This window comes from Vogesella margarita, from assembly GCF_028548475.1.
GTDB lineage: Bacteria > Pseudomonadota > Gammaproteobacteria > Burkholderiales > Chromobacteriaceae > Vogesella > Vogesella margarita.
This window is the reverse complement of record NZ_JAQQLE010000011.1, coordinates 82,258-107,170: the sequence shown is the minus strand read 5'-3', so window position 1 is coordinate 107,170 and position 24,913 is coordinate 82,258. Positions and strand designations below refer to the sequence as shown.

Below are 24,913 nucleotides of genomic sequence, written 5' to 3'. Positions count from 1 at the left end.
CCGCCGCCAGCACGGGGCGCACAGCTCCGTGCCGCAAGGAGATCATCATGTTACAAGGCTATGGGCCGCTGATCGCCAGCGGCACCTGGATGACGCTGCAGCTGGCGCTGCTGGCACTGGCGGCGGCGCTGCTGCTGGGCCTGCTTGGTGCCAGCGCGCGGCTGTCGGCCAGCCGCCTGCTGCAAACGTTGGCCGCAGGCTATACCACGCTGATCCGCAGCGTGCCGGATCTGGTCACCATGCTGCTGCTGTTCTACAGCCTGCAGATCGCGCTGAACCACCTCACCGACTGGGCCGGGCTGGCGCAGATCGACATCGACCCGTTCGTGGCCGGGGTGGTGACGCTGGGCATCATCTACGGCGCCTACTTCACCGAGACCTTCCGCGGCGCGTTCCAGGCGGTGCCGCGCGGCCAGCTTGAGGCCGCCGTGGCCTACGGCATGACGCCATGGCAGGTGTTCCGCCGCGTGCTGTTCCCGCAGATGATGCGCTTCGCGCTGCCCGGCATCGGCAATAACTGGCAGGTGATGATCAAGGCCACCGCGCTGGTGTCCATCATCGGGCTGTCCGACGTGGTGAAAGCCACCCAGGACGCCGGCAAGAGCTCGCTGCAGCTGTTCTTCTTCAGCCTGGTGGCGGCGGCGATCTACCTCGCCATCACCACGGTATCCACCCTGCTGCTGGCGTGGCTGGGTCGTCACTACGCCGCTGGCGTCAGAAAGGCCGAGCTATGAACGAGATCATTGCCATCGTGCAGGAATACGGCCAGGCCTATCTGTGGAGCGACGGCTACCGCCTGTCCGGCCTCGCCATGACGCTGTGGCTGCTGCTGTTGTCGATTGCCATCGGCTTCGTGATGTCGGTGCCGCTGGCGGTGGCGCGGGTGTCGTCCAACCGCTTCATCAGCGGCCCGGTGTGGCTGTATACCTATGTGTTCCGCGGCACGCCGCTGTATATCCAGCTGCTGATCATCTATTCCGGTATCTACAGCCTGGAGTCGGTGCGGACGCAGCCGCTGCTGGACGCCTTCTTCCGCGAAGGCTTCAACTGCACGCTGCTGGCGTTCGCGCTGAATACCTGCGCCTACACCACCGAGGTGTTCGCCGGCATGATCCGCGAAACCCCGCACGGCGAGATCGAGGCGGCGCGCGCCTACGGCATGTCGCGCTTTACCCTGTACCGCCGCATCATCCTGCCGTCCGCCTTGCGCCGGGCGCTGCCCTCGTACAGCAACGAGGTGATCCTGATGCTGCACTCCACCTCCATCGCCTTTACCGCCACCGTGCCGGACCTGCTGAAAGTGGCGCGCGACGTGAACTCGGCCACCTACGCCTCGTTCGAGGCCTTCGGCATCGCCGCCGTGCTGTACGCCAGCGTGGTGTTCGCGCTGGTGTGGCTGTTCCGCCGCTGCGAACGTCGCTGGCTGGCCTTCCTGCAACCGCGCGCGCACTAGCCGCGCGTATCGGAGAACAAACATGTACCAACTGACCGTGGATGAACTACACAAGCAGTACGGCACGCACGAAGTGCTGAAAGGCGTCTCGCTGCAGGCCAAGGCCGGCGATGTGATCAGCATCATCGGCTCCTCCGGCTCCGGCAAGAGTACCTTCCTGCGCTGCATCAACTTTCTGGAGCAGCCGAGCCAGGGCCGCATCTTTGTCGGCAATGAAGAAGTCCGTACCGTGTCGGACAAGAACGGCGCACTGCGCGCCGCCGACCCGCGCCAGCTGCAACGGCTGCGCACCCGGCTGGCGATGGTGTTCCAGCACTTCAACCTGTGGGGCCACATGACGGTGCTGGAAAACGTGATCGAGGCGCCGGTGAACGTGCTGGGGCTGGATCGCGACGAGGCCATCGTCCGCGCGCGCCGTTACCTGGCCAAGGTTGGCCTCGCCAGCGCGGTGGAAGACAAGTACCCGTCGCACCTGTCCGGCGGCCAGCAACAGCGGGTGGCCATCGCCCGCGCGCTGGCGATGGAGCCGGACGTGATGCTGTTCGACGAGCCGACCTCGGCGCTGGACCCGGAGCTGGTGGGCGAGGTGCTGCGCGTGATGCAGGCGCTGGCGGAAGAGGGCCGCACCATGGTGGTGGTCACCCACGAGATGGGCTTTGCCCGCGAGGTGTCCAACCACGTGATCTTCCTGCACCAGGGGCGCATCGAAGAGCAGGGCGACCCGAAGCAGGTGCTGGTAGCGCCCAAGAGCGAACGGCTGGCGCAGTTCCTGTCCGGCAGCCTGAAATGAGCCTCACGGCTCCAACCCAACAAGCGAGACGAGCATGCAACACCCATTTTGGCTGCGTAATGTGCGCCCCTACGGCGGCGTGGCGGAAGACATCGAAATCGTGGCCGGCCGTATCGGTGCGCGCCGGCCTGCGGCCAACCTGCCGCTGGCGGACGGCGATCTCGACGGCGGCGGCCAGCTGCTGACCCCGCCACTGGTGGAGGCGCACACCCACCTCGACAAGACGCTGTGGAGCCTGCCGTGGCAGCCGCACAGCGCCGCCGACAATCTGCGCGCGCGCATCGACAACGAGCGCCGCATCCTGCGCGAGCAGACGGTGCCGATCGCCGAGCGCGCCGGCGCGCTGCTGGAACACTGCATTGGCAAGGGCACGCAGCTGCTGCGCTGCCACGTGGATGCCGATCCGGAGCTGGGCTGGTCGCATATCGAGGCCATGCTGGCGCTGCGCGAACGCTACGCCGAGCTGGTCGACATCGAGCTGGTTACCTTCCCGCAGGCTGGCCTCGTCACCCGTCCCGGTGCCGCTGCGCTGATGCGACAGGCGCTGCAAGCCGGGGTGGAAGTGGTGGGCGGGCTGGACCCGTGCGGCATCGACGGCGATCCGGTCGCGCAGCTGACGCAGGTGTTCGAGCTGGCCGCCGAGTTCGACCGCGGCGTCGACATCCACCTGCACGACGGCGGCGAGCTGGGGCTGTGGCAGATCGCGCGCATCTGTGACTTTACCGAGCAGTACCGGCGCCAGGGGCGGGTGATGCTCAGCCACGCCTTCTGCCTGGGCATGCTGCCGTGGCCGAAAGTGGCGCCGCTGGCGGCAAGGTTGGCCGCCAACGGCATCAGCATCGTCACCACCGCGCCGGCGGACATCGGCGTGCCGCCGTTTGCCGAGCTGACGGCGGCCGGTGTCACCGTCTGCCTCGGTTCGGATGGCATTCGCGATGCCTGGTCGCCGATGGGCAACGGCGACATGCTGGAGCGGGTGATGCTGCAGGCCTACCGTTTCTATGAGCGCACCGACGCCGGGCTGCGGGCGGCGTTCGACGCCGGCACCGTCAACGGCGCGCGCGCCATGGGTTGGGCCGATTACGGGCTGGAGCAGGGCAAGCCGGCGCACTTCCTGCTGCTGCCGGCGGAAACGGTGGGCGAGGCCATCGCGCTGCGTCCGCCGCAGCGCACGGTGATCCGCCACGGCCGGGTGATCGCCCGCGACGGCAAGCTGCTGGAGAGTCTGCTGGCGTTGCCGTAAGCGGGCTGGCGCCGCTACAGCGCGACGCGTTGCTGGTGTTCCGGCACCGTCGCGTGCCAGTGCAGCTCCAGGCTGATGCGGCGGCGTAGCGCGTCGGCGGCGGCCGGCTCGCCGTGGACCACGAACACCTGTTGCGGCGCAGTGTCGAAGCCCCGCAGCCACTGCAGGATCTCGTTGCCGTCGGCGTGGGCGGACAGGTGGTCCAGCGCCACCACTTCGGCATTGATCGGCACGTCCTGGCCGTGAATGCGCACCGAGTCGGCGCCGGCCACGATCAGCGCGCCGCGGGTGCCGCCGGCCTGGAAGCCGGAAAACAGCAGCGTATTGCGCGGATTGGGCGCGAACGCCTTCAGGTGGTGCAGCACGCGGCCGCCGGTGGCCATACCGCTGGCGGCGATGATGATGCACGGTTCCTTGCTCTGGTTCAGGCGCTTGGATTCGTCGACCGAGCGCACGATGTGGGCGACGCGGCACATGCCTTCGCACTCGCTTTCCGACAGCTTGTGCAGTTGGCGGAACTGCTGGTACAGCGCGGTGACGTCGGTTGCCATCGGGCTGTTGATGTAGACCGGCAGCTGCTGCGGGATGCGACCGTGCTGTTTCAGCTGGTAGATGTAGTACATCAGCAGCTGGGCGCGGGCGACGGCAAAGGACGGGATCACGGTGATGCCGTGGCGGCCGACGGTGCGGTTGATGACCTCGGCCAGCACGTCGGCCACCGCGGTGGCGGGGTGGCTGCGGTCGCCGTAGGTGGATTCCACCAGCAGGTAGTCGGCGTGCTGGATCGGCTGCGGCGGCAGCATGATCGGGTCGTGCTGGCGGCCGAGGTCGCCGGAGCAGACCAGGGTCTTGCCTTCGGCCTCGATGGTGACGGTGGCGGCGCCGAGGATGTGGCCGGCCGGGCGCAGCAGCAGGTGGATGTCGGGGAAGATTTCGCGGCGCTGGTTGAACGGCAGCGGCCGCAGGTAGGCCAGCGCGCGTTCGGCGTCGGCCTCGGTGTACAGCGGCAGTGCCGGCTGGTGCTTGGAGTAGCCGCGGCGGTTCGCGTATTCGGCTTCTTCTTCCAGCAGGTAGCCGCTGTCGGGCAGCAGGATCGCCGCCAGCTCGCAGCTGGCTTCGGTGGCGTATACCGGGCCGCGAAAGCCGTCGCGCACCAGCGCCGGCAGGTAGCCGCTGTGGTCGAGGTGGGCGTGGCTGAGCACCACCGCGTCGAGATCGGCCGGGGCGAACGGCAGCCCGGCCCAGTTGCGCAGCCGCAGCTGCTTGTAGCCCTGGAACAGGCCGCAATCGAGCAGGATCTTGCGGCCGCCGCATTCCAGCAGGTACTTGCTGCCGGTGACGGTGCCGGCGGCGCCGAGAAAGGTGAGATGCATGAGCGTTTCCTGTGCCGCTGGGGCGCTGGTGGCAGGGCGTCGCGCAGTGGGGGCGGCGCGGCGGTTCACTCTTATATATAGTGAGTTGCCGCGGGCGGTGGCGCCGATTTGCGAGGGCAGGCACCGGCCGGCGCTTCCGGGGCCGATGAACCGGCGCGGCGCCGGTGCCGACCGAGGCGAGGTGAACAAACAAAAAAGGTTGGCCGCAGCGCGGACGCTGCGGCCAACCTTGTCATGGCGTAAACACCGCTCAGAGGCGGAAGCGCGCCACCATGTCGTGCAGGTGGTTGGACAGCTGGTGCAATTCGTTCACGGTGCGGGTGGCGCTTTGCACCGCCTGGTCGGTTTCGATCGCCATGTGGTTGGCGGTCTCCGCCGCGCGGGCCATGTCGGTGGTGGCGATCGACTGCTCGCGGGTGGCGTCGGCGATGTCGCGGATGGTCAGTACCACGCGCGACACCTCGTCCTCGATGCCGGCCATCTGCCCGGCGACCTGGCGCGAAGCGCTGACCCCGTGCTGTACCGATTCACGGGTGTGTTCCATGTCGCCCAGCGCCGATTCCACGTCGTGGTGGGTGGCGTCGATCAGCGCGCCGATCTCCACCGTGGCCTTGCCGGTGCGCTCGGCCAGCTTGCGCACCTCGTCGGCCACCACCGCGAAGCCGCGTCCGGTCTCGCCGGCGCGCGCCGCCTCGATCGCCGCGTTCAGCGCCAGCAGGTTGGTCTGGTCGGCGATGTCCTTGATCACGTTGATGATCTGGTCCATCTGCGCCGAGCGCTGCCCCAGCGCGCCGAGGGTGGTGGCCAGCTGGCCGACCTGGCCGGCGATGCGTTCGATGCCGCCGGCCAGCTCGCCCACCGCCTGCGCCGACTGGCGCGAGGTCTGCCCGGTCTGTACCACCACCTCTTCCGCCGAGGTAGCGTTACCGGCGATGTGGTTGATGCTGACGGTGATCTGTTCGATGGTGGCGGCGGTGGCGCTGGAGGCGTCCGCTTGCTGCTGAGAATCGCTGGCCAGCTGGCGGGTGATGCCGTTCAGCGCGTCGATGCCGCCGTTGAGCGACACCGAGTGCTCGCGCACTTCCAGGAACATCTGTCGCAGGCTGCCGATGAAGCGGTTGAATGCCTCGGCGGTCTGGCCGATCTCGTCCTGCTTGTCCACGCTCAGCTGGTGGGTCAGGTCGCCGTCGCCGCTGGCGACATCCAGCAGCGCATCGCGCAGCCGTATCAGGCTGGCCAGCAGGCGGGTGAGGGCGAAGTTGGCCAGCACGATGCCGGTCACCGCGACCGCGAGGCCCGCCAGCACCAGCGTCAGCAGCAGGTGGTTCAGCGGCGCCAGCATCACGTCCTTCTCCACCACCGTGCCCAGTACCCAGTCGCTGCCGGCGATGTTGGCCACTTCGGCGTAGTAGCTGCGGCCATCGATTTCCACCTCATGCAGGGTCGGGCTGTTGCTGGCGGCGCTCACCAGCGCGGCGTCGAAGCCCGGCATCACCTCGGCCACCGGCTTGAGGGTGGAGCCGGTCGCCGGATGGCTGACGATCTTGCCGTCGCGCGTGGCGAGGAAGGCATAACCGTCGCCGCGCAGCCTGATCGCCTTCACCACCGAGGTCAGGCCTTCCAGCGAGATGTCGCCGCCGACCACGCCGATCTGCGTGCCGCCGTGCAGGATGGGGCTGGCCACCGTGATGCCCAGCGTCTGTTTTTCTACAAAGGCATAGGGCGCGGTGATGGCGACGCCTTTCTGCGCGGTCGCCAGCTGGTACCACGGCCGCGCGGTCGGGTCGTAGCCGTCGCCCGGCAGCTTGTCAGGCGTGTGGTAGCGCATCGCCTTGTCGGTGTAGCCGGCAAAGGTCTGGTCGAAACCACCGGCTTCCTTGCCCTGTTGCAGGAACGGGTAGGGCGCGCTGGCGTCGACGTCGGCGAGGCGGTTGGCCGTCGACTGGATGGCGTCGCGGCGCTGGGCCATCCAGCGGCCGAGCGCCTCGCTGTTGCCGGCGATGGCGGCGTCCAGCTCCTGCTGCACGCCAAGGATGATCTCGCTGCGCATGCGCTGGTAGGAGAGCGCGGATAGCAGCGCGATGGCAATCGCCAGCAGGATGGCGACAAAAAACAGGAGTCGCTGTTTTAACGACATGGCATTCCTCGTAGTAACGGGGCAACGCGGCGGCTCTGGCGGCCGCCTGGCGTTGCCGGGGTCGGGTGGGGTGTGTCGGGGTGCAGTACTTGCACCTTATTTTATGAATCTTTGTGATAAATCAGCGCGCGCGATGATAACAATCTATAACAGCTGCCGCCACCCTGAAGTGCGACATCGCGGCACGGGCAGTATTGCAACAGAGCTTGTCCGTTTGATGGTGGGCGTGCTGCGCGTGTCAGGGTTGGACGCACCCCAATAGCGGCGTGGCTTTCAGTGGTTTACCAGCAATGGATGGCTATTTCGATAAATTCGTGGCGAATATTTGTGTCACCGCGATGCGTAGTCAAACGGCTACAATTTTTTGTAAATAAGATATTTGTACAATACAATCGATATACAAATTGCGATAACCCGTTCGCCACCACGAGAAACCACCATGTTCAATACCAGGCTCAAACAGCAGATCGGCGAGCTGCAACAGCAGCTGCGCAAACAGCAGGCGCTTGTCGGCGCACTGGAGGCTTCCTTTGCCAGCGTCCGTTTCGATGCGGAGCACAGGGTGGTGGCGGCCAACCAGAACTTTCTGGATGCACTGGGTTACCGCCAGCTTGGCGACATCCTCGGCCAGCCGCACAGCCTGTTCTGCGCCAGGGACCATGCCGCCAGCCGTGATTACGCACAGTTCTGGGCGCACTTGCAGCGCGGCGAGCCGTTCCAGGGCGAGGTGCGGCGCGTGACCGCCGCGGGTGAGGTGGTGTGGCTGGAGGCGACGTACAGCCCGATCGTCGACGATGCCGGCCGGATCGACGGCTACGCGATGTTTGCGACCGACATCACCGCCCGCGTGCGCGAGGCGGCGCACAACCGCTCGGTACTGCAGGCGCTGGACCGCGCGATGGCGACCATCGAGTTCCGCCCCGACGGAACCATCGTCGGTGCCAACGACAACTTCCTGCGCACCATGGGCTACCGGCCGGAGCAGCTGCGCGGCCGGCATCACCGCCTGCTGTGCGAGCACGAGTTCGCCGGCAGCGCGGAGTACGAACAGCTGTGGCAGCGCCTGCGCCGCGGCGAGTTCTTCGCCGGCCAGATCCGGCGCCGTCACCATGACGGCCGTACTGTGTGGCTGGAGGCCAGCTACAACCCGGTGCTGGACGAAAACAAGCAGGTGGTCAGCGTGATCAAGTTCGCCACCGACATCAGCGCCCGCGTCGAGCAGGTAGAGCAGGAGCGCGACAGCGCCCAGTTTGCCTACGGCTCGTCACGGCAGACGCTGGAGTGGTCGGACAGCGGCGTGGCCGGTATCCGCCAGAGCGTGGACGAGATCCGGCAGATGGCCGGCAGCATCGAGGCGGCCAGCGGCACTGTGCAGCAGCTGGGCGCGCGCTCGCTGCAGATCACCTCCATCGTACAGACCATCAAGGACATCGCCGACCAGACCAACCTGCTGGCGCTGAACGCGGCGATCGAGGCGGCGCGCGCCGGCGAGACCGGCCGTGGCTTCGCGGTGGTGGCCGACGAGGTGCGCAAGCTGGCGGAGCGCACCACCGCGTCGACCACCGAGATTGCCGCCATGGTCAGCGACATCCAGCAGCAGACCGGCAGCGCGGTGCAGAGCATGGCGCAGATCCTGCAGCAGGCGCAGCACAGCGTGACGCTAACCCAGCGCGCCGGCAGCACCATCGAGCAGATCCGCGACGGCGCGCATGCGGTGGTGGAGGCCATCGGCCGTTTTACCCACCTCAAGTCGTGAGCCGGCGCCGCGCGGCGGCCACTCAGTCGAGTTGCGGCGTGCGCTGCAGCTTGCCGGTGTCAAAGCCCTGCTGCCGCAGCCGGGCCAGCAGCGCGGCGTAGGCGGCCGGCGCCACGCTGCGGCTGCGCGCCAGCACCCACAGGTAGTCGCGCTTCGGTTCGCTGACGGCGACCAGCTGGTAGTCCTCGTCCAGATCGATCACCCAGTAATCCCCCCACACCCATGGCAACCATGACAGCCAGGCCGGCGCGAAGCGTACCTGCAGCCTTGGCGAGCCGGCGCCGCCGATCTGCCGCGCGCTGCCGCTGGCGCTGCTGACGTCGCCATTGGCCAGCCGGCAGCGGTTGTCCACCGTCACCGTGCCGTCCGTCTGCAGCCGGTAACGGGCGCTGGCATTGGCGACGCACTTTTGCTGAAACCAGTTGGGATAGCGGGCGATCTCGTACCAGGTGCCCATGTAGCGCGGCACGTCCAGCGCGGCGATAGTTTGCAGCGGCTTGTCGCCGGCAAGGCCTGCCGCTTGCGGGCTGGCACAGGAGGTCAGGGTGGCAAGGCCGAGCAGGGCGGCAGCAAGTGTTTTTTTCATCGGGGATTCTCACTCTGGACACGCCCGTCGTACGCAGCCGGGGCGCGCGTAATGGGGCGATAAAGAAAATAAAACTATACGAAATAAACATTCAATTGGAAATGACTATTTCTATCCGGCATGATGGCATCCGTCAACAACGACTCACCGATCCAAGGAGCCAAGCATGTCCATCATCAACAGCCAGATCAAACCGTTTGCCAGCAAAGCCTTCCACAACGGCCAGTTCATCGACGTGACTGACCAGACCCTGCTGGGCAAGTGGTCCGTTGTCTTCTTCTACCCGGCGGACTTCACCTTCGTATGCCCGACCGAGCTGGGCGACCTGGCTGACCTGTACCCGGAATTCCAGAAGCTGGGCGTGGAAATCTACTCGGTCTCCACCGACACCCACTTCACCCACAAGGCGTGGCACGACACCTCCGACACCATCAAGAAGATCCAGTACCCGATGCTGGCCGACCCGACCCACCTGATCTCGCGCAACTTCGGCGTGCTGATCGAGGAAGCTGGCCTGGCCGACCGCGGTACCTTCGTGATCGACCCGGAAGGCAAGATCCAGATCGTGGAAATCAGTGCCGGCGGCGTGGGCCGCGATGCCGCCGAACTACTGCGCAAGATCAAGGCCGCCCAGTACGTGGCCGCCCACCCGGGTGAAGTGTGCCCGGCCAAGTGGAAAGAAGGCGATGCCACGCTGGCACCGTCGCTGGATCTGGTCGGCAAGATCTGAGTTTCCGCCGCGCTTCGACCCGATAGCTTTGTCGGCGGCGCGGCGCGGGGGCTTGCCGTACTCCATGTACTGTCTGCGCCCCCGCTTGCTTGCCTTCGCGCTCTCGGACCGAATCATCGGCGGAAACCAGGTGGCAACCCCACACAAAAAAGTACCCGACATTCATTGCCGGGTGCCCCGGAAAACGGCCTTGCGGCCAACCTTGAAGCCGCTTTCCCGGGTACCCGTATACCAAGGAGCACATCATGCTGGACAACGCTATCAAGACCCAACTGCAAGCCTACCTCACTAACCTGCAGCACCCGATCGAGCTGGTGGCCAGTCTGGGCGGCGGCGCCAAGGACGAGGAAGTGCGCGGCCTGCTAGCCGACATCGCCAGTCTGTCCGACAAGGTAAGCGCTCGCTTCGATGGCAACGATGCCCGCCAGCCGTCGTTCAGCGTTGGCCGCAGTGGCGACACCGCGCCGCGCGTGCAGTTTGCCGGTGTGCCAATGGGGCACGAATTCACCTCGCTGGTACTGGCGCTGCTGCAGGTGGGCGGCCATCCGTCCAAGGCCGGGCAGGAGCTGATTGCGCAGGTGAAAGAGCTGCAAGGCGAATTCCGCTTTGAAACCTATATCTCGCTGTCGTGCCAGAACTGCCCGGACGTAGTGCAGGCGCTGAACCTGATGGCGGTGCTGAACCCGAACATCCGCCACACCATGATCGATGGTGCGCTGTTCCAGGATGAGGTATCCGCCCGCCAGATCATGTCGGTACCTACCGTGTACCTGAACGGCGAAGTGTTTGGTCAGGGGCGCATGGGGCTGGAAGAGATTGTTGCCCGGCTAGATACCGGAGCGGCAGCGCGCGAGGCCGACAAGATTGCCGCCAAGGAGGCGTTTGACGTGCTGGTGGTGGGTGGCGGCCCGGCTGGCGCGGCGGCAGCCATCTACACCGCCCGCAAGGGCATTCGCACCGGCGTGGTGGCCGAGCGTTTCGGCGGCCAGGTGCTGGACACCATGGGCATCGAGAACTTCATCTCGGTGAAGGAAACCGAAGGCCCGAAGCTGGCGATGGCGCTGGAGCAGCACGTCAAGGAATACGACGTGGACGTGATGAACCTGCAGCGTGCCAGCAAGCTGCTGCCGGCCAGCGAAACCGCCAGCGGCCTGACCGAAATCCAGCTGCAAAGCGGTGCAGTCCTGAAAGCCAAAACGGTGATCATCGCCACCGGTGCGCGCTGGCGCGAAATGAACGTGCCGGGCGAAAAAGAGTATCGAAATAAGGGCGTGGCTTACTGCCCGCACTGCGACGGCCCGCTGTTCAAGGGCAAGCGCGTGGCGGTGATTGGCGGCGGCAACTCCGGCGTTGAAGCAGCCATCGACCTGGCCGGCATCGTGTCGCACGTTACCCTGCTGGAGTTCGGCGATGCCATGCGTGCCGATGCGGTGCTGCAGAACAAGCTGCGCAGCCTGCCCAATGTCACGGTGATCCTGCAGGCGCAGACCACCGCAGTGACGGGCGATGGTAGCAAGGTGAGCGGCCTTGACTATATTGACCGTGCCAGCGGCGAAGCGCGCCACATTGCGCTGGAGGGGATTTTCGTGCAGATCGGCCTGTTGCCGAACACCGACTGGCTGCGCGGCAGCGTGGAGCTGTCCAGCCGTGGCGAGATTCTGGTTGGCCGCCATCAGGACACCACCGTGCCGGGGGTGTTCGCCGCTGGCGACGTGACCGACGTGCCGTACAAGCAGATCATCATCGCCATGGGCGAGGGCGCCAAGGCTGCGCTGGGCGCTTTCGACCACCTGATCCGCAGCGGCGTCACCGCCGACTGAGCCAAAGGTTGGCCGCAGCTTGCGGCCAACCTTTGCTTCCCACTCCTGCAAGGCCAGCCCCGCATCGTCCGATGCGGGGCTGCTGCATGACGCGCCGCCGGCCCGCGATCGCGCCTGGGTCTATACTGCATTGCCGCCGCATCGCTACCTGTCTGTTTCGTGACTTCCCGTGGCGCTTTCTGCCATAAAAATGCCGATCAATACCGCTTTCCCCGCCGGTTTTCCTGATGTTATATTTTCAACTATCGCTTGAATCTGTTTTTACCATAACCTACGATAAAGCGTAACAAAACCGGCCGGCATCAGGGAGGAGGGCTTTCAGTGCGGTCTGGGTTTGTCAGGACGAGGTGCAGTATCCGATAGAGCTTTAGCGGTGGTATCGGCACTTGCTGGTGTCGTCGCCACCATGGAAGAAGCCATGCGGTGTGAACGTTCTCGGCACGTGCCATGAGGTGGGAATCACGCGTGCGATTCCTTGGCAGGAACCGCCTCTACATTGCGATCTAATGGAGGCACAACATGTTCTCATTAAGCAAGCTAAGAAAGGCGCTGTCCGCCTTCGCCCTCTGCTGTCTGGGCGTAATGGGCATTGCGCCGCTGGCCTTAGCAGATGACCCAGCAACACATTTTGAACTTGACGGCAACATGACCGGGGGTAACTCCACGAAACCTGACTGGACTAATATTTTCACAGGAAAGCTTCCTGGCGCAGGTGTTACTTATAACGCGCTGCCTGCTGGTTTCAGCGCACAGTTGTTCAGGGCAGACTTCAATCCTACCGGTAACAACGATGACAGCCTCTTTGCCACGGGGAGTAAGGACACCCTGAATATTACTCCGGGCTGGCAGTGTAAGAGGACCAACAATGTCAATGACAAGACCGATATCAACAATGCCTTCGCAGTTGCAGCCGTCAAGACCGGGGCTGATAACAAGCCACATCTGTTTGTCTATTTTGCATTGGACGTGGCCTCCAACGAGGGTACCAAGGATGTCGGTTTCTGGTTCCTCAAAGATCCAAGCGTAAGTTGCCCTAGTGGTGGCGGATCGACTCCCTTTGTGGGGAGTCACACTGATGGTGACGTGCTGATCGTATCCGAGTTCACCAGTGGTGGTCGGGTCAGTGAGATAAAGGCGTACAAGTGGGTTGGCGGTGCGAATGGTTATCTCGACTCTAATCCGGTAGCCGTGGGGGCGGAATGTGGTAGTGGTAGCGGTAACGTCTGCGCGAGAGTAAACGATGTGGTTCTTAATGGCTCCGGGACCGGCAATGGAGACCAAGTGCCTTGGCTGGTCAAGACCAAGACTTCCAATCCGAATCCAGGTTATGACAGTCCTACCGACTTGGATCTTGGCATGTTCTTCGAAGGTGGTATCGACCTGACTGCGGCTGGCATCTCCGGTTGCTTTAACCGTTACTTGGCTGATACCCGTTCGTCCACCTCGCTGGGTGCAACCATCTTTGACTTTGTGATCGGTGACTTCGCTAGCTGTAGTATCAAGGCGAGCAAGTCTTGCGAAACTACTGTCGTGAATACGGCGGACAACAACTACACAAGTACGTTCAAGGTGACCATTACCAACGACAGTGCAACCGGTACTGTCCATGACGTATCGTTCAACGAGGCAGCCAACGCTATTCCATCCGGCGAGACCTGCAAAATCCTTGCAAACAGTAATACCGGCGATCAAAACGTTGACAACGTTCCACTTACGAATGGTGGTACTCCGGTAAAACTCACCAGCAGCTTGGCAGCAGGTGCAGATGTGAGCGTTGAAATCACGTGTACCGGTTCCGCAAATGGCTTCCAGAATGCCGTTAATGTTTTGGCAGGGTCCTCATCTGGGTTGTCGGATATTTCGAAGAGTGGTGTTCAGAGCGACACTTGCTCGGCTACTGTAAATTCCGGCCTGCAGATCACCAAGCAATGTACGGGTCTGAATATTGTGCCCTCTAGCGTGGCTAGCGATCCGATCCAGCTGCTGGCAAGTGTTGCAGTCACTGTCACAAACCCGGCTTCGATTTTGGTTAATAACGTGCCAGTGCCCGTCAACGAGAGTGTGGTGATCGACTCGGTAACCGACAGCAAAGTCGGAGCTCTGGGTAGCCAAGTGATTGGCCACTTAACTCAAGTGCTTTGCGACAGCAGCACCCCACCGAAGCCAGCCTCTCCTGTAACGGCAGCCAATGACCTTAATCTGTCTCCGGGTGAAACTGCTTGCTTCATCGGCAGCTACACGCCGACTAATGGCGACTTGAATGGTCAGACTGACCCGTCTACGACGTTCTTTACGGATCAGGCAACTGCCAAAGCTCATGGCGCACTCAGCACAAAAGCATTCGAAGAGAAGTCATCTGTGGTTTCGTGCTTCCTGTGTGATGATGATGTCGACTCTTTTGCCGACGTTAATGACAAGTATCCAACAGATCCAAATCAGCATTAAGCTTGATGTTCTGGTTGGATAAAACAAAAGGGCGATGGGGCGAAAGACCCATTGCCCTTTGTTTTATGGTAACCAGCCAGGTTCGACAAGAGCGCTAAATCTGTCTTACTTGCGGCCTTTACCTTTGCTCGTTGTTGTTGAGGAAGTAGCAATGACATAATTGCTGGAAGTGCTGCCGCTGTAGCTTGTTGCTATGCTATTGGTCGCCTTGCCGGTGATGCTATAGGTTCCTGCGGTTGATGTCGTCGAAGAGGTTATCGTCACGGAGGTAGATGCCGTACTACCAGCTCCAATATTCATTTGGGATGCTGACCAGGCTTCGGTCCAGCCTGTGGGCAAAGTTCCTTGCAGGTTGAAGTTGGAAGAGGCACATTCACTGCTGTCGTTGTTGGTCACCACCACGGTGTAGATCACGGTCGAACCAGCTTTTACCGAAGACGCTTGCGTTGACATTACAACCGAAGGATTGGCACGGTTGCACGACGACTTGCTGAAAGTGACGTCTACACCAATACCGGTACTGTTGGCCCAAGTTGGAGTGATAGTTACGCCAGCAGAAGTATCTGTGTAGCTTTTACCCACAACGAGGGCTGCATCGCTCAAGTCTTGGCTGGAATAAGCGTTTAGGCTACCCGGAGTCATGTCTACCTCGTGGTTGCTATTTCCAGCACCATCGGTTGCTGTATGAACCAGCACACCGGCCAGAATGTTTTCCGGATAGTAAATACTTTTGCTGGTGATATATGCATCGATTCCAATCGGCTGTCTGTACTCGAGGTAGTACCAGCTTAGGGTACCGGTAGTGGGGTCGGTTCCCTTTAGAATCTTCAGACCCTTGGCGCTGCCGCTGCTCCCAGTTTCAATTGGCTCGATAACATAGTTACCGTTGCTCTGTACGGTCGTAATTGGCGGGGAAACATTGTAATTAAGCCACCCCAGCCGTTCCTTTTGCGCCGCGTTGAAGTGCCCAAGGCCAGCACCCATGGTATCAACCTTGTCCCCATATTCCGCATAAGAACAAATGTTTCCGATTGCGCTGACGTCACAGTCAATCCCATGTGAATGGAACAAACCCAAAGCATGACCCAATTCGTGTGTGACGATGTTCAGAGACATTCCGCCATTGATAAACGATTGGGATGGGACGCTTACTGTGGATGACAGACCGCTCCAACTACAACTGTTTGCCGGAAAAGCGAACACTAGTCGGGTATAGGAAGAGAGATCTACGCCAGCGGCTTCCGCCGCCGACTTGGCTGCTGTGGCGATATTGTTTTGGTTACAGGTATCCGTGCTATTTATTGGCAATGTATACCAGCCGAAAGTATTCCCGGTTAGCCAAGTCTGCTGGTACGAATTTTCAAGGAAGAAGTGATTCACCGAGTCACTGGTCGTGCCGAACATAAAGCTGTTCCACTGACCGGTTGTCCACGGCTTGTTCGTCGGCTGATCCTGGAAGTTGACCAGCAGTACCGCCGTCTTTTGCTCCCCTAGTGAACTCAAGCCAGGTGCTGGCGCGGCCAGGATTTGGTAGCTGTTGCTATCACTGCTCTCCAATTCCAGAGTGAGTGTGTCGCCGCTCTGCGTGCCTTTCACCCGGATCTTGCTGCCAGGCTCGTGCTGTGGTGGGGATTTCTTGAACTTGAGTTCGTAACGCGGCCCTGATTCGGTCTTCAAGAAGTGCCGAGTACGGCTTTTCTTTCCCTTGAAGTCATCTTCGATCCAGACCTCCAGTTCACCTTCAAGCTGTGCTTGTGCACCTGTTGCGTTGGTTTGTGGCGTTTTCCCTGCATTGTTCACTGATTGGGCAAAGCCGGGTGTAGCAAAGCACAACAGCAGCAGGTAGCCCAGTAACATTGTCGGCAAGCCGAAACGTTGGCCGCAGGCACGCATCGCGCGTTGAAGCATGACATTCCTCTCATCATCAAAAGAAAAGTCCATCCTCCGCAACTGGCCACACGGCTGATCACTGTACTCCTCCACTCCCCATTTCCTGAAAGCAGGAAAATGTTTTCTGCTGGCGTGTTTCTTTTAAATAAACGCTATATTTAAAGTGTGATGTAGTACTTTAGAATTAAATTCCGTGCCTTTGCTTGCCAAATCGGTAGCTGATGGATATTTCTGTTATTAAATTAAAATTCAACCGTGAACTATACACAGTGTACAGGCAGTGGCAATATTGCTCCCGGATAATTTTATCGATATTGTGTCGCTATAAAATTTTGTGTTGCTTTTTGATTTTGTCATTTTTTATGATGAATTTACTTTAAACAGGATGGTTTTAATAATTTGTTTGTTTTAATTTTTTTGGGTTATTTTAATATTTTCATAAACATTATGATGTTTTGGATTCAAAGAAAAAATCCCGGATGAATCAAACGTAAGTGAAGCCGGCAGAAGACGTGTGTCAGGGCTGCGTGATAAAGGCTGAGCGAGGTGTGGTGAGCGGAAGCCGTGCTGAAGGCTGCCCAAGGCAGGCATCCCGAGCCGTGGGCAATCGGGAAGAGGGTGATGCCGGCGGCCACCGGATGCGGCTGCAAGTGAGTACGGGGAGTCGCGGTACCGGCTGGGCGGCACCGCTCAAGGCGTGGTTGCCGGACTAGCCGCGATGGCGGCTAGCCGGTGACTGACTCGGTTGCGAGGGTTCAGGGAGTATGCGTCAGGGCGTCTTGCTACCCAGCAGCTGCTCTATCCGTGCCGCCGGTATCGCCCCGGCAACGCGCTCGTTATTGGCGAAGATCAGTGTCGGTGTGCCGGTAATGCGGTGGGTGCGCGCCAGTTTCGCCAGGTTGGCGATCGGGGTGTCGCATTCGCCGTTCCCCTCCGGCAGGGTATTGTCATTGACTGCGGCCAGCCACGCCTTGGCGCGGTCCGGTGCACACCAGATCTTGCGCGACTTCAGCGTGGCGCCGGGGTGCAGTTGCTCAAGTGGGTACAGGAAAACATGGATGGTGACATCGTTGACCTTCTGCAGCTCGCGTTCCAGCTGTTTGCAGAACGGGCAATCCGGGTCCTCGAACACGGCCACCTGGCGCTTGCCGTTGCCCTTGACGATCTTGATCGCCTGCTCGAAGGGCAATTTGTTGAAGCTGATCTCGGACAGCACTTTCATGCGTTCGGCACTCAGGCTCTGCCGGGTCTGCGCATTGATCAGGTTACCCTGGATCGCGTAGCTGACCTTTTCATCGACATAGAATAACTGGCCGACGGCATAGACCTCGTACAGGCCGGTCAGCGTCTCTTTTTTCACCGAAGCCACCTCTGCACCGGGGAAGCGTTCCTCGAATGAGCGTTTCACTGATTGCTCGTCCGCCATCGCCAGTGCCGACAGCATGGCGGTAAGCAGCAGTGAACTGCGCAGCAGTATTCTCATGATGAATCTCCCGATGGCTGATGGATGCAGAATAAGGACAATCCGATATAGTTCAGATTGCGTTTTGCTGCTGCTTATTCATCACCCACCGCCGCATTGCGGCAGCAAGCGGTTGCTCCTGGTGCCGGATAAGCGCGGCATGAGCGGCTGCCGGCCGGCGCAGGTTTGCGGCCAACCTTTGGAGCCGCCATGTCCTTTCTTGCCACCGCCCGGTGCTGGGCGCACCAGCTCAAGCGCGATGTCGTCACCGTCTACTTTGCTGCGCGCCATCCGGCCACGCCGTACTGGCTGCGGCTGCTGGCCCTGCTGGTGGCCGCCTACGCGCTGAGCCCGATCGACCTGATCCCCGATTTTGTGCCGCTGCTCGGCTATGTCGACGACTTGCTGCTGCTGCCGCTGGGCCTGCTGCTGGTGTTGCGCTGCCTGCCGCCGGCGGTGCTGGCCGAGTGTCGCGCACATGCGGCAGCGCTACTGACGCGGCCGCGCAGTCGCCGCGCGGCGGCGGTGATCGTCGGCCTGTGGCTGGGCGGCGCGCTGGCGCTGGCGTGGTACGCCTGGCCGCGCTGAGTTTTCCCTCCGCTCAACTTTTCCTTACAGCAGCGTTTTCAGCGCCAGTCCGAGCACGGCGCAGCCGGCGATGACGTGGATCACGTTGCGTCTGAAGCGCAGCAGCGCCACCGCGGCCAGCAGCGCAATTAGCAGCGATGGCCAGTCGAGGTCGCCGTCGAAGCCGCGCGGCCACAGCACGTGGTAGCCGAAGAACAGCGCCAGATTGAGGATCACGCCGACCACGGCCGCGGTGATGGCGGTCAGTGGCGCGGTGAATTTGATATCGCCGTGGGTGGCCTCCACCAGCGGCCCGCCGGCGAGGATGAACAGGAAGGAGGGCAGGAAGGTGAACCAGGTCACCACGCCGGCGGCGACGGCGCCGGCGGCAAACAGCGCCTCCGGCCCGAACAGCGCCTGGCCGTAGCCACCGACAAAACCGACGAAGGCCACCACCATGATCAGCGGCCCGGGCGTGGTTTCGCCCAGCGCCAAGCCGTCGATCATCTGCGTCGCCGTCAGCCAGCCGAAGTGCTCCACCGCGCCCTGGTAGACGTAGGGCAACACCGCGTAGGCGCCGCCGAAGGTCAGCAGCGCCGCCTTGCTGAAGAACCAGCCCATCTGTGGCAGCGCATGCGGCCAACCGTAGGCCAGCGTCAGCAGCGCCATTGGCAGCAGCCACAGCAGCGCTCCCGCCGCCAGTACTATCCCCAGCCGGTGCCAGCAAAAGCGCGCGTGCGGCGGCGGTGGCGTGTTGTCGTCGATCAGCGCGGCACCGAACGACTGGCCGGCGGCGGCGTGGCCGCCCGCGACGTGGAAGGCGGCCGGAGCCAGGCGGCCGCCGACATGGCCGGCCAGCGCGGCCGCCGCCACGATCAGCGGGAACGGCAGCCGCAGCACGAAGATGGCGATAAAGGACGCCGCCGCGATCATCCACAGCAGCCGGTGGCGCAACGCGCGCTGGCCGATGCGGTGCGCGGCCTGCAGCACGATGGCGGTGACCGCCGGCTTGATGCCGTAGAACAGGCCGGCCACCAGCGGCACCTCGCCAAAGGCGACGTACAGCCATGACAGCAGGATCAGCAGCAACAGCGAGGGCAGCACGAACAGGGCGCCGGCGATGATGCCGCCCGCGGTGCGGTGCATCAGCCAGCCGATGTAGGTGGCCAGCTGCTGCGCCTCCGGGCCGGGCAGCAGCATGCAGTAGTTCAGCGCGTGCAGGAAACGGCGCTCGGACAGCCAGCGCCGCTTCTCCACCAGCTCCTGGTGCATGATGGCGATCTGCCCGGCCGGGCCGCCGAAGCTGATCAGCCCCAGCTTGAGCCAGAAGCGGAACGCCTGCCACAGGCTGACGGGGGAAGGGAGATCGGCGGGCGCGAGCCTGGCGGCGGTGTCGGGTGGCGTCATGGTGGTGGGTATGATCGGGGTGGCGGAAGCGCCCTGCGGCCAACGTTGGCCGCACGGCGGTGCCAGCTTAACGCGTTTGCCGGCACCCGGAAACGCCGCCGGCCGGCAACGAGCGTGCGCCTGGCGATGGGCGAAGGCGGCCGCATTATCTATGCTGTATAAACGGCACGCCCGGACGCGGCCGACTGCATGGCCGGGCAGCGCTTCAGGTAACATGCGTGTCGAGGCCGGTGCGATGCCGGCCGGCGTGTTTGCGGCGCTGGCGTGTGGCACGGCCGCCGCTGTCGTTTCACCTGTCCCCCTGCCGGTGCGGTCTGGCCGGAGCGCAATCTCAAGGATCAATGTGGCATGACAGGTCATCCCCGTAATCGCTTTATCCTGATCGCTATCGCCAGCTACGTCGTGTTCGGGCTGCTGTGGATCCTGTTGTCCGACCACCTGCTGTTGCTGTTTGCCGATGTCGACGCGCTGACCCGGCTGTCGACCGCCAAGGGCGTGTTCTTCGTCATCGCCACCGCGGCGCTGTTCTTCTTCCTGCTGCGCGCGGTGCCGCAGCGCGATGCGATGCCGCGCGAATCGTTGCTGGGTGCGCTGACGTTCAGCATCGACCGCGAGCGGCGGCCGCACTGGTTCCTGTACCTGTTCGCGGTGGTGATCACCGCCGCGGTGCTGCTGCTGCGCCTCACTATTCCGGTCGATCTCGGCACACGGCCGATGCTGATCCTGTTCATGCTGCCCATCGTGCTGTGCGCGCTGCTTGGCGGGCTCGGGCCGGGGCTGTTTGCCACGCTGCTCACCGCGGCGGCTACCGACCTGATGGCGGTGCCGCACTTCCACAGCGCGACCGCGTCGGCCTATGCGCAGCTGCAGTGGGCGTCGCTCGTGCTCAACGGCCTGGGCGTCAGCCTGCTCAGCGCCATGCTGCATCGCTCGCTGGCCAAGCAGGAGGTCAACCGCCGCATGCTGGATGTGGTGGTGTCCGGCAACACCGACGCCGTGTTCGTCAAGGACGCACAGGGCAGCTACCTGCTGGCCAACGCCGCCGCCGCCGCCTTTGTCGGCAAGCCGGTGCAGGACATCATCGGCCAGGACGACCGCACGCTGTTCGACGCCGCCTCGGCACAGGCGCTGATCCGCAAGGATCGCGACATCATGGCTGCCGGCATGGTGCAGACCAGCGAGGAGCAATTGACGCTGCCGGACGGCAAGGCGATGGTGTTCCTGGTGACCAAGGGACCGATGAGCGATGGCAAGGGCCGCGTCAACGGCCTGTTCGGCATCGCGCGCGACATTACCGAGCGCAAGCGGGTCGAGCTGGCGCTGAAAGAGGCGGCAGTGGTGTTCGACAGCAGCTACGAGGGCATCATGGTGGTCAGCCCGGCCGGGCGGATCACCAAGGTCAACGCCGCCTTCACGCGCATTACCGGCTATAGCGCGGAAGCGGCAGTCGGCCAGACCCCCGCGCTGCTGTCGTCCGGCCAGCACGACGCCGCTTTTTACCGCGAGATGTGGGCATCGGTGCGAGAGCATGGCTTCTGGCACGGCGAGATCTGGAACCGGCGCCAGAACGGCGAGCTCTATCCCGAGCAGCTGTCCATCTCCGTGGTGCACGACGAGCAGGGCCAGGTGTGCCACTACGTCGGCATCTTCTCAGACATCAGCCAGCTGAAGGCGCACGAGGCTGAGCTGGAACGTATCGCCAACTTCGACCCGTTGACCGGCCTGCCGAACCGGCGCCTGCTGTCGGACCGGCTGGAGCAGGCGATCCGGCACAGCACGCGCAGCGGCAAGTCCTGCGCCGTCTGCTTCCTCGATCTTGACGGCTTCAAGGCGATCAACGACCAGTACGGCCACGCCGCCGGCGACCAGCTGCTGATCGGTGTCAGCGCCAACCTGAAAACGGTGCTGCGTGCCGACGACACCCTGGCACGGCTGGGCGGCGACGAGTTCGTGGTGCTGCTGGTCGATGTGGGCGGTAGCGAGGAATGCGTGCAGGTGCTGGAGCGGCTGCTGGCGGCGATCCGGCAGGAGGTCGACCTGGGTGACACGGTGGTACGTGCCTCGGCCAGTATCGGCGTCAGCCTCTATCCGCAAGACAATGTCGACGCCGATACCCTGCTGCGCCACGCCGACCAGGCAATGTACCTGGCCAAGGATGCCGGCAAGAACCGCTACCGGATGTTCGACCCGGAAAGCGACCGCAAGTCCCAGGAGCAGCGCAAGGAGCTGGAACAGCTGCGCCACGCACTGGCCAACGACGAATTCGTACTCTACTACCAGCCCAAGGTGAGCCTGGACAGCGGCGACATCATCGGTGCCGAGGCGCTGATCCGCTGGTGCCACCCCGAGCGGGGCCTGGTGCCGCCTGGCGCCTTCCTGCCGTTGCTGCACGGCACCGAGCTGGAAAACGCGGTCGACGAGTGGGTGATCAATACCGCGCTGGCGCAGGCGTCGGCGTGGCACGACGCCGGGCTGTCGATGCGCGTCAGCGTCAACGTCAGCGCCGGCTATCTGCTGGCGCCGACCTTCTATTCCGATCTGGCGCGAGCCTTGCAATGCCACACCAACGTGCCGCCGGAGCACCTGGAGCTGGAGGTGCTGGAGACGGCGGCCATCGCCGACATGGGGCAGGCGGTCGCCATCATGCAGCGCTGCCGTAAGCTGGGCGTGCGTTTTGCGCTCGATGACTTCGGCACCGGCTACTCGTCGCTGACCTATCTGCGCAAGCTGCCGGTCGACACCCTCAAGATCGACCAGAGCTTCGTGCGCGACATGCTGAACGACGCCGACGATCTGGGCATCGTCGAAGGCGTGATCCAGCTGGCCACGGTGTTCGAGCGGCAGGTGATCGCCGAAGGGGTGGAAACGCTGCAGCACGGTGCGGTGTTGCGCCGGCTCGGCTGCCATCTGGTGCAGGGCTATGGCATTGCCCGCCCGCTGGCCGCCGAGGCCTTCCCGTCCTGGTGCCGGCAGTGGCAGACCGATGCCGCCTGGCATACCCTCGGCGAGGCCTCCTGAGCACCGCCGTTCTCTTTTTCCGAATCATCCGGGTTGACGTCATGCCGAGATTTGCCTTTGCCCCGCCGCATCCCCGCCACGCGCTGCGCGTGGCGCTCAGCCACCACGTCGCCAACGGCCTGTCGGCGGCGCTGGGGCTGTTGCTGATCTCAGGCGCGGTGCACCTGTGGCTGGGCGCCCTGGCCGCGGCGGCGGCCTCGGTCGGCGTGGTGGTGTGCATTCCGCCGGATCAGCCGGCACCGCGGCGCGGCAAGCTGCGGCAACTGCTGCCGGCGGCGCTGCTCGGCCTGCCGCTGTTCCTCGGCACACGCTTGCTGCACGGAGATGCGCTGCAGCTGGGCCTTTTGCTGCTGCCGGCTACCTTTATCGCTTTTCTTGCCGCCGCGTGGGGCAAACGCGGCATTCCGCTGTCGGTGTCCATCATGTTCGCGATGCTGTTCGCGATGGCGATGCCGGCGCACGACGGCATCGCGCCGGTGCTGGCCAGCAGCCTGCACTTCGCGCTTGGTGCCGGCCTGTACCTGCTGTGGGCGACGCTGGCCAATGCCTTGCTGGGCGGTCGCTACCGGGTGCAGCTGCTGGCCGACACCCTGCTGGCGCTGTCGGAGCTGATGCGGCTGCAGGCGCAGCAATTCCTGCCGCCGGAGAGCGACGAGCGGCACCGGGCGCCGCTGATCGGGCGCCTGCTGCGCGAGCAGGCGGCGCTGACCGACCAGCTGCAGGGCGCGCGCAACATCCTGCTGGAGTCGCCGCGCACGCCGCGGCGGCAGCAGCTGGCGGCGATGCTGCTGCAGGTACTGGAAATGCGCGACCACCTGCTGGCCTGCGAGCTGGACCTGGACACGCTGAAATCCCGCCCCGGCCACGCGCCGGTGCTGGGCGTGCTGCACGAGGTGCTGCAAACGTTGGCCGCAGACATCGCGCAGCTGGCCGACAAGCTGCTGTACGGACGCACGCCGCCGCCGTTCACCAGCCTGCGGCCGCTGCTGGCCGCGCTGCACTGGGTGGAGACGGAGCCCGCCGGGCAGGCGCCGTCGGCAGCGATGCTGGCCCGCGGGCTGGCCAACCGCGTCGGCAACATCAACGACGAGGTGGTGCGGCTGGTGGCGCTGGCGCGCGGCGAGCTGGCGCCGGACCTGGCGGGGGTGCGTGCCAGCTGGCAGCTGTTCGTCAGCCCCACCGCGTGGTCGTGGCGGCCGTTTGCCGGGTTGTGGCGCTGGGATGCGCCGCCGCTGCGCCACGCCATCCGCGCCACACTGGCGGTCGGCAGTGCCTATGCGCTGGCGCAGGTGCTGCCGTGGGTGGCGCACGACTACTGGATCCTGCTGACCATCGTGGTGGTGCTGCGCGGCAGCCTGGCGCAGACGCTGGAACGGCGTAACAGCCGTGTCGCCGGCACCCTGCTCGGTTGCGTGATCGCCGGCGCGCTGCTGGCCTTGCAGCCGTCGTCGTGGCTGTTGCTGCTGGCGGTGACGCTGGCGCAGGCGCTGGCCCACGCCTTTGCCGTGCGCCGCTACCTGGTGACGGCGGTGGCCGCCACCGTGCTTGGCCTGTTGCAGGCGCACATGCTGCACGCCGGTGCCAGCCCGGTGTTCGGCGTGCCCGAGCGCATCGCCGACACCCTGATCGGCGTCGCCATCGCCTGGGCGTGCAGCTACGTGCTGCCGTCGTGGGAGCGGCACCAGATCCCGGCGCTGGTGGCGCGCACGCTCGGCGCGCAGGCGCGCCACGCCCGCGTGGCGCTGGGGCTGGGCCAGCTGCAGGCGATCGACAACGAGCCGGAGTTGGCCTGGCGCCTGGCGCGGCGCGAGGCCTACGACAGCCTGTCGGCGCTGGTGCAGGCGACGCAGCGCTCGCTGGCCGAGCCGCGCGCGGTGCGGCCGCCGCTGGCGCCGCTGGGCCTGCTGCTGGCGCACAGTTACCAGCTGCTGGCGCAGCTGACGGCGGTGAAGAGCATGCTGCTGCTGCGCCGCGACCGCCTGCAGCCGGAGCAGATCCGCCAGCCGCTGCAGCAGGCGGCGCTGTCCATCGAACAGGCACTGCAGCACGCCGGCGGCGCGGTGGAGGAGGCGGCGGAAGCGGCGCCGGGGCCGGTGCTGCTGCCCGATCCGTTCGAGAGCGATCTCAGTCCGTGGCTGCTGCGCCGGCTGGAGCTGGCGCGGCGCCTCGCCGGCCAGCTGCGGCAGGATGCCGACCGGGTGCTGGCGCCGCAGGAGCCGGCCAGCCCGGAGTAGGG

General features: G+C 63.9%; 17 protein-coding genes. 11 read left to right on the top strand and 6 right to left on the bottom strand.

Annotated elements, in window-relative coordinates:
• The first annotated feature begins 44 nt into the window (after positions 1-44).
• The 4 genes from PQU96_RS12530 to PQU96_RS12515 are packed head-to-tail and all read left to right on the top strand — an operon-like array spanning position 45 to position 3,486.
• Complete coding sequence (locus PQU96_RS12530; protein ID WP_272772771.1) at positions 45-734, top strand: ABC transporter permease; 690 nt, start codon at positions 45-47, stop codon at positions 732-734.
• Entirely contained in the window at positions 731-1,453 is a 723-nt protein-coding gene (locus PQU96_RS12525; RefSeq protein WP_272772723.1) for an ABC transporter permease, read from the top strand. Before PQU96_RS12530 ends, PQU96_RS12525 begins: the two co-directional genes overlap by 4 nt.
• 22 nt (positions 1,454-1,475) lie before the next feature.
• Positions 1,476-2,243, top strand: coding sequence for an ABC transporter ATP-binding protein (locus tag PQU96_RS12520; protein ID WP_272772722.1), 768 nt, complete (start codon positions 1,476-1,478; stop codon positions 2,241-2,243).
• Between the two features lie 34 nt (positions 2,244-2,277).
• Positions 2,278-3,486: an amidohydrolase family protein gene (locus PQU96_RS12515; protein WP_272772721.1), complete on the top strand. Its 1,209-nt coding sequence runs from the start codon at positions 2,278-2,280 to the stop codon at positions 3,484-3,486.
• Positions 3,487-3,500: 14 nt separating this feature from the next.
• On the opposite strand, the gene PQU96_RS12510 is transcribed toward PQU96_RS12515, so the two are convergent.
• Together PQU96_RS12510 and PQU96_RS12505 are read right to left on the bottom strand one after the other, a co-directional pair.
• Positions 3,501-4,859 (bottom strand): MBL fold metallo-hydrolase RNA specificity domain-containing protein, encoded by a 1,359-nt coding sequence (locus PQU96_RS12510; RefSeq protein WP_272772720.1) that lies wholly within the window; start codon positions 4,857-4,859, stop codon positions 3,501-3,503.
• Between the two features lie 250 nt (positions 4,860-5,109).
• Entirely contained in the window at positions 5,110-6,996 is a 1,887-nt protein-coding gene (locus PQU96_RS12505) for a methyl-accepting chemotaxis protein (protein WP_272772719.1), read from the bottom strand.
• 439 nt (positions 6,997-7,435) lie between these two features.
• On the opposite strand from PQU96_RS12505, the gene PQU96_RS12500 reads away from it, so the two are divergent.
• A complete protein-coding gene (locus PQU96_RS12500; protein ID WP_272772718.1) occupies positions 7,436-8,752 on the top strand; it encodes a methyl-accepting chemotaxis protein in 1,317 nt (438 codons plus the stop codon).
• A gap of 22 nt (positions 8,753-8,774) precedes the next feature.
• Here the strand turns inward: PQU96_RS12500 and PQU96_RS12495 are convergent, their stop codons facing one another.
• Positions 8,775-9,338 carry a lipocalin family protein gene (locus PQU96_RS12495; protein ID WP_272772717.1) on the bottom strand — a complete coding sequence of 188 codons (564 nt, stop codon included), beginning with the start codon at positions 9,336-9,338 and terminating at the stop codon, positions 8,775-8,777.
• A 166-nt stretch (positions 9,339-9,504) separates the two neighbouring features.
• Between PQU96_RS12495 and ahpC the strand changes: the two genes are divergently transcribed.
• The 3 genes from ahpC (at position 9,505) to PQU96_RS12480 (ending at position 14,333) form a co-directional block, all read left to right on the top strand.
• A complete protein-coding gene (gene ahpC, locus PQU96_RS12490) occupies positions 9,505-10,068 on the top strand; it encodes an alkyl hydroperoxide reductase subunit C (protein WP_272772715.1) in 564 nt (187 codons plus the stop codon).
• Between the two features lie 245 nt (positions 10,069-10,313).
• Positions 10,314-11,888, top strand: coding sequence for an alkyl hydroperoxide reductase subunit F (ahpF, locus tag PQU96_RS12485; RefSeq protein ID WP_272772714.1), 1,575 nt, complete (start codon positions 10,314-10,316; stop codon positions 11,886-11,888).
• 519 nt (positions 11,889-12,407) lie between these two features.
• Complete coding sequence (locus tag PQU96_RS12480) at positions 12,408-14,333, top strand: hypothetical protein (protein WP_272772713.1); 1,926 nt, start codon at positions 12,408-12,410, stop codon at positions 14,331-14,333.
• A gap of 105 nt (positions 14,334-14,438) precedes the next feature.
• On the opposite strand, the gene PQU96_RS12475 is transcribed toward PQU96_RS12480, so the two are convergent.
• Both PQU96_RS12475 and PQU96_RS12470 read right to left on the bottom strand, forming a co-directional pair.
• Positions 14,439-16,274 (bottom strand): NEW3 domain-containing protein, encoded by a 1,836-nt coding sequence (locus PQU96_RS12475; RefSeq protein WP_272772711.1) that lies wholly within the window; start codon positions 16,272-16,274, stop codon positions 14,439-14,441.
• A gap of 718 nt (positions 16,275-16,992) precedes the next feature.
• Complete coding sequence (locus PQU96_RS12470; protein ID WP_272772710.1) at positions 16,993-17,706, bottom strand: DsbC family protein; 714 nt, start codon at positions 17,704-17,706, stop codon at positions 16,993-16,995.
• A gap of 189 nt (positions 17,707-17,895) precedes the next feature.
• Between PQU96_RS12470 and PQU96_RS12465 the strand changes: the two genes are divergently transcribed.
• Positions 17,896-18,273, top strand: coding sequence for a YkvA family protein (locus tag PQU96_RS12465; protein ID WP_272772709.1), 378 nt, complete (start codon positions 17,896-17,898; stop codon positions 18,271-18,273).
• Between the two features lie 24 nt (positions 18,274-18,297).
• On the opposite strand, the gene chrA is transcribed toward PQU96_RS12465, so the two are convergent.
• Positions 18,298-19,659, bottom strand: a complete 1,362-nt coding sequence (chrA, locus tag PQU96_RS12460; protein ID WP_272772708.1) for a chromate efflux transporter — start codon at positions 19,657-19,659, stop codon at positions 18,298-18,300.
• 348 nt (positions 19,660-20,007) lie between these two features.
• Between chrA and PQU96_RS12455 the strand changes: the two genes are divergently transcribed.
• Both PQU96_RS12455 and PQU96_RS12450 read left to right on the top strand, forming a co-directional pair.
• Positions 20,008-22,677 carry an EAL domain-containing protein gene (locus PQU96_RS12455; protein ID WP_272772707.1) on the top strand — a complete coding sequence of 890 codons (2,670 nt, stop codon included), beginning with the start codon at positions 20,008-20,010 and terminating at the stop codon, positions 22,675-22,677.
• Between the two features lie 41 nt (positions 22,678-22,718).
• Positions 22,719-24,911 carry an FUSC family protein gene (locus tag PQU96_RS12450; protein WP_272772706.1) on the top strand — a complete coding sequence of 731 codons (2,193 nt, stop codon included), beginning with the start codon at positions 22,719-22,721 and terminating at the stop codon, positions 24,909-24,911.
• Positions 24,912-24,913 lie beyond the last annotated feature (2 nt).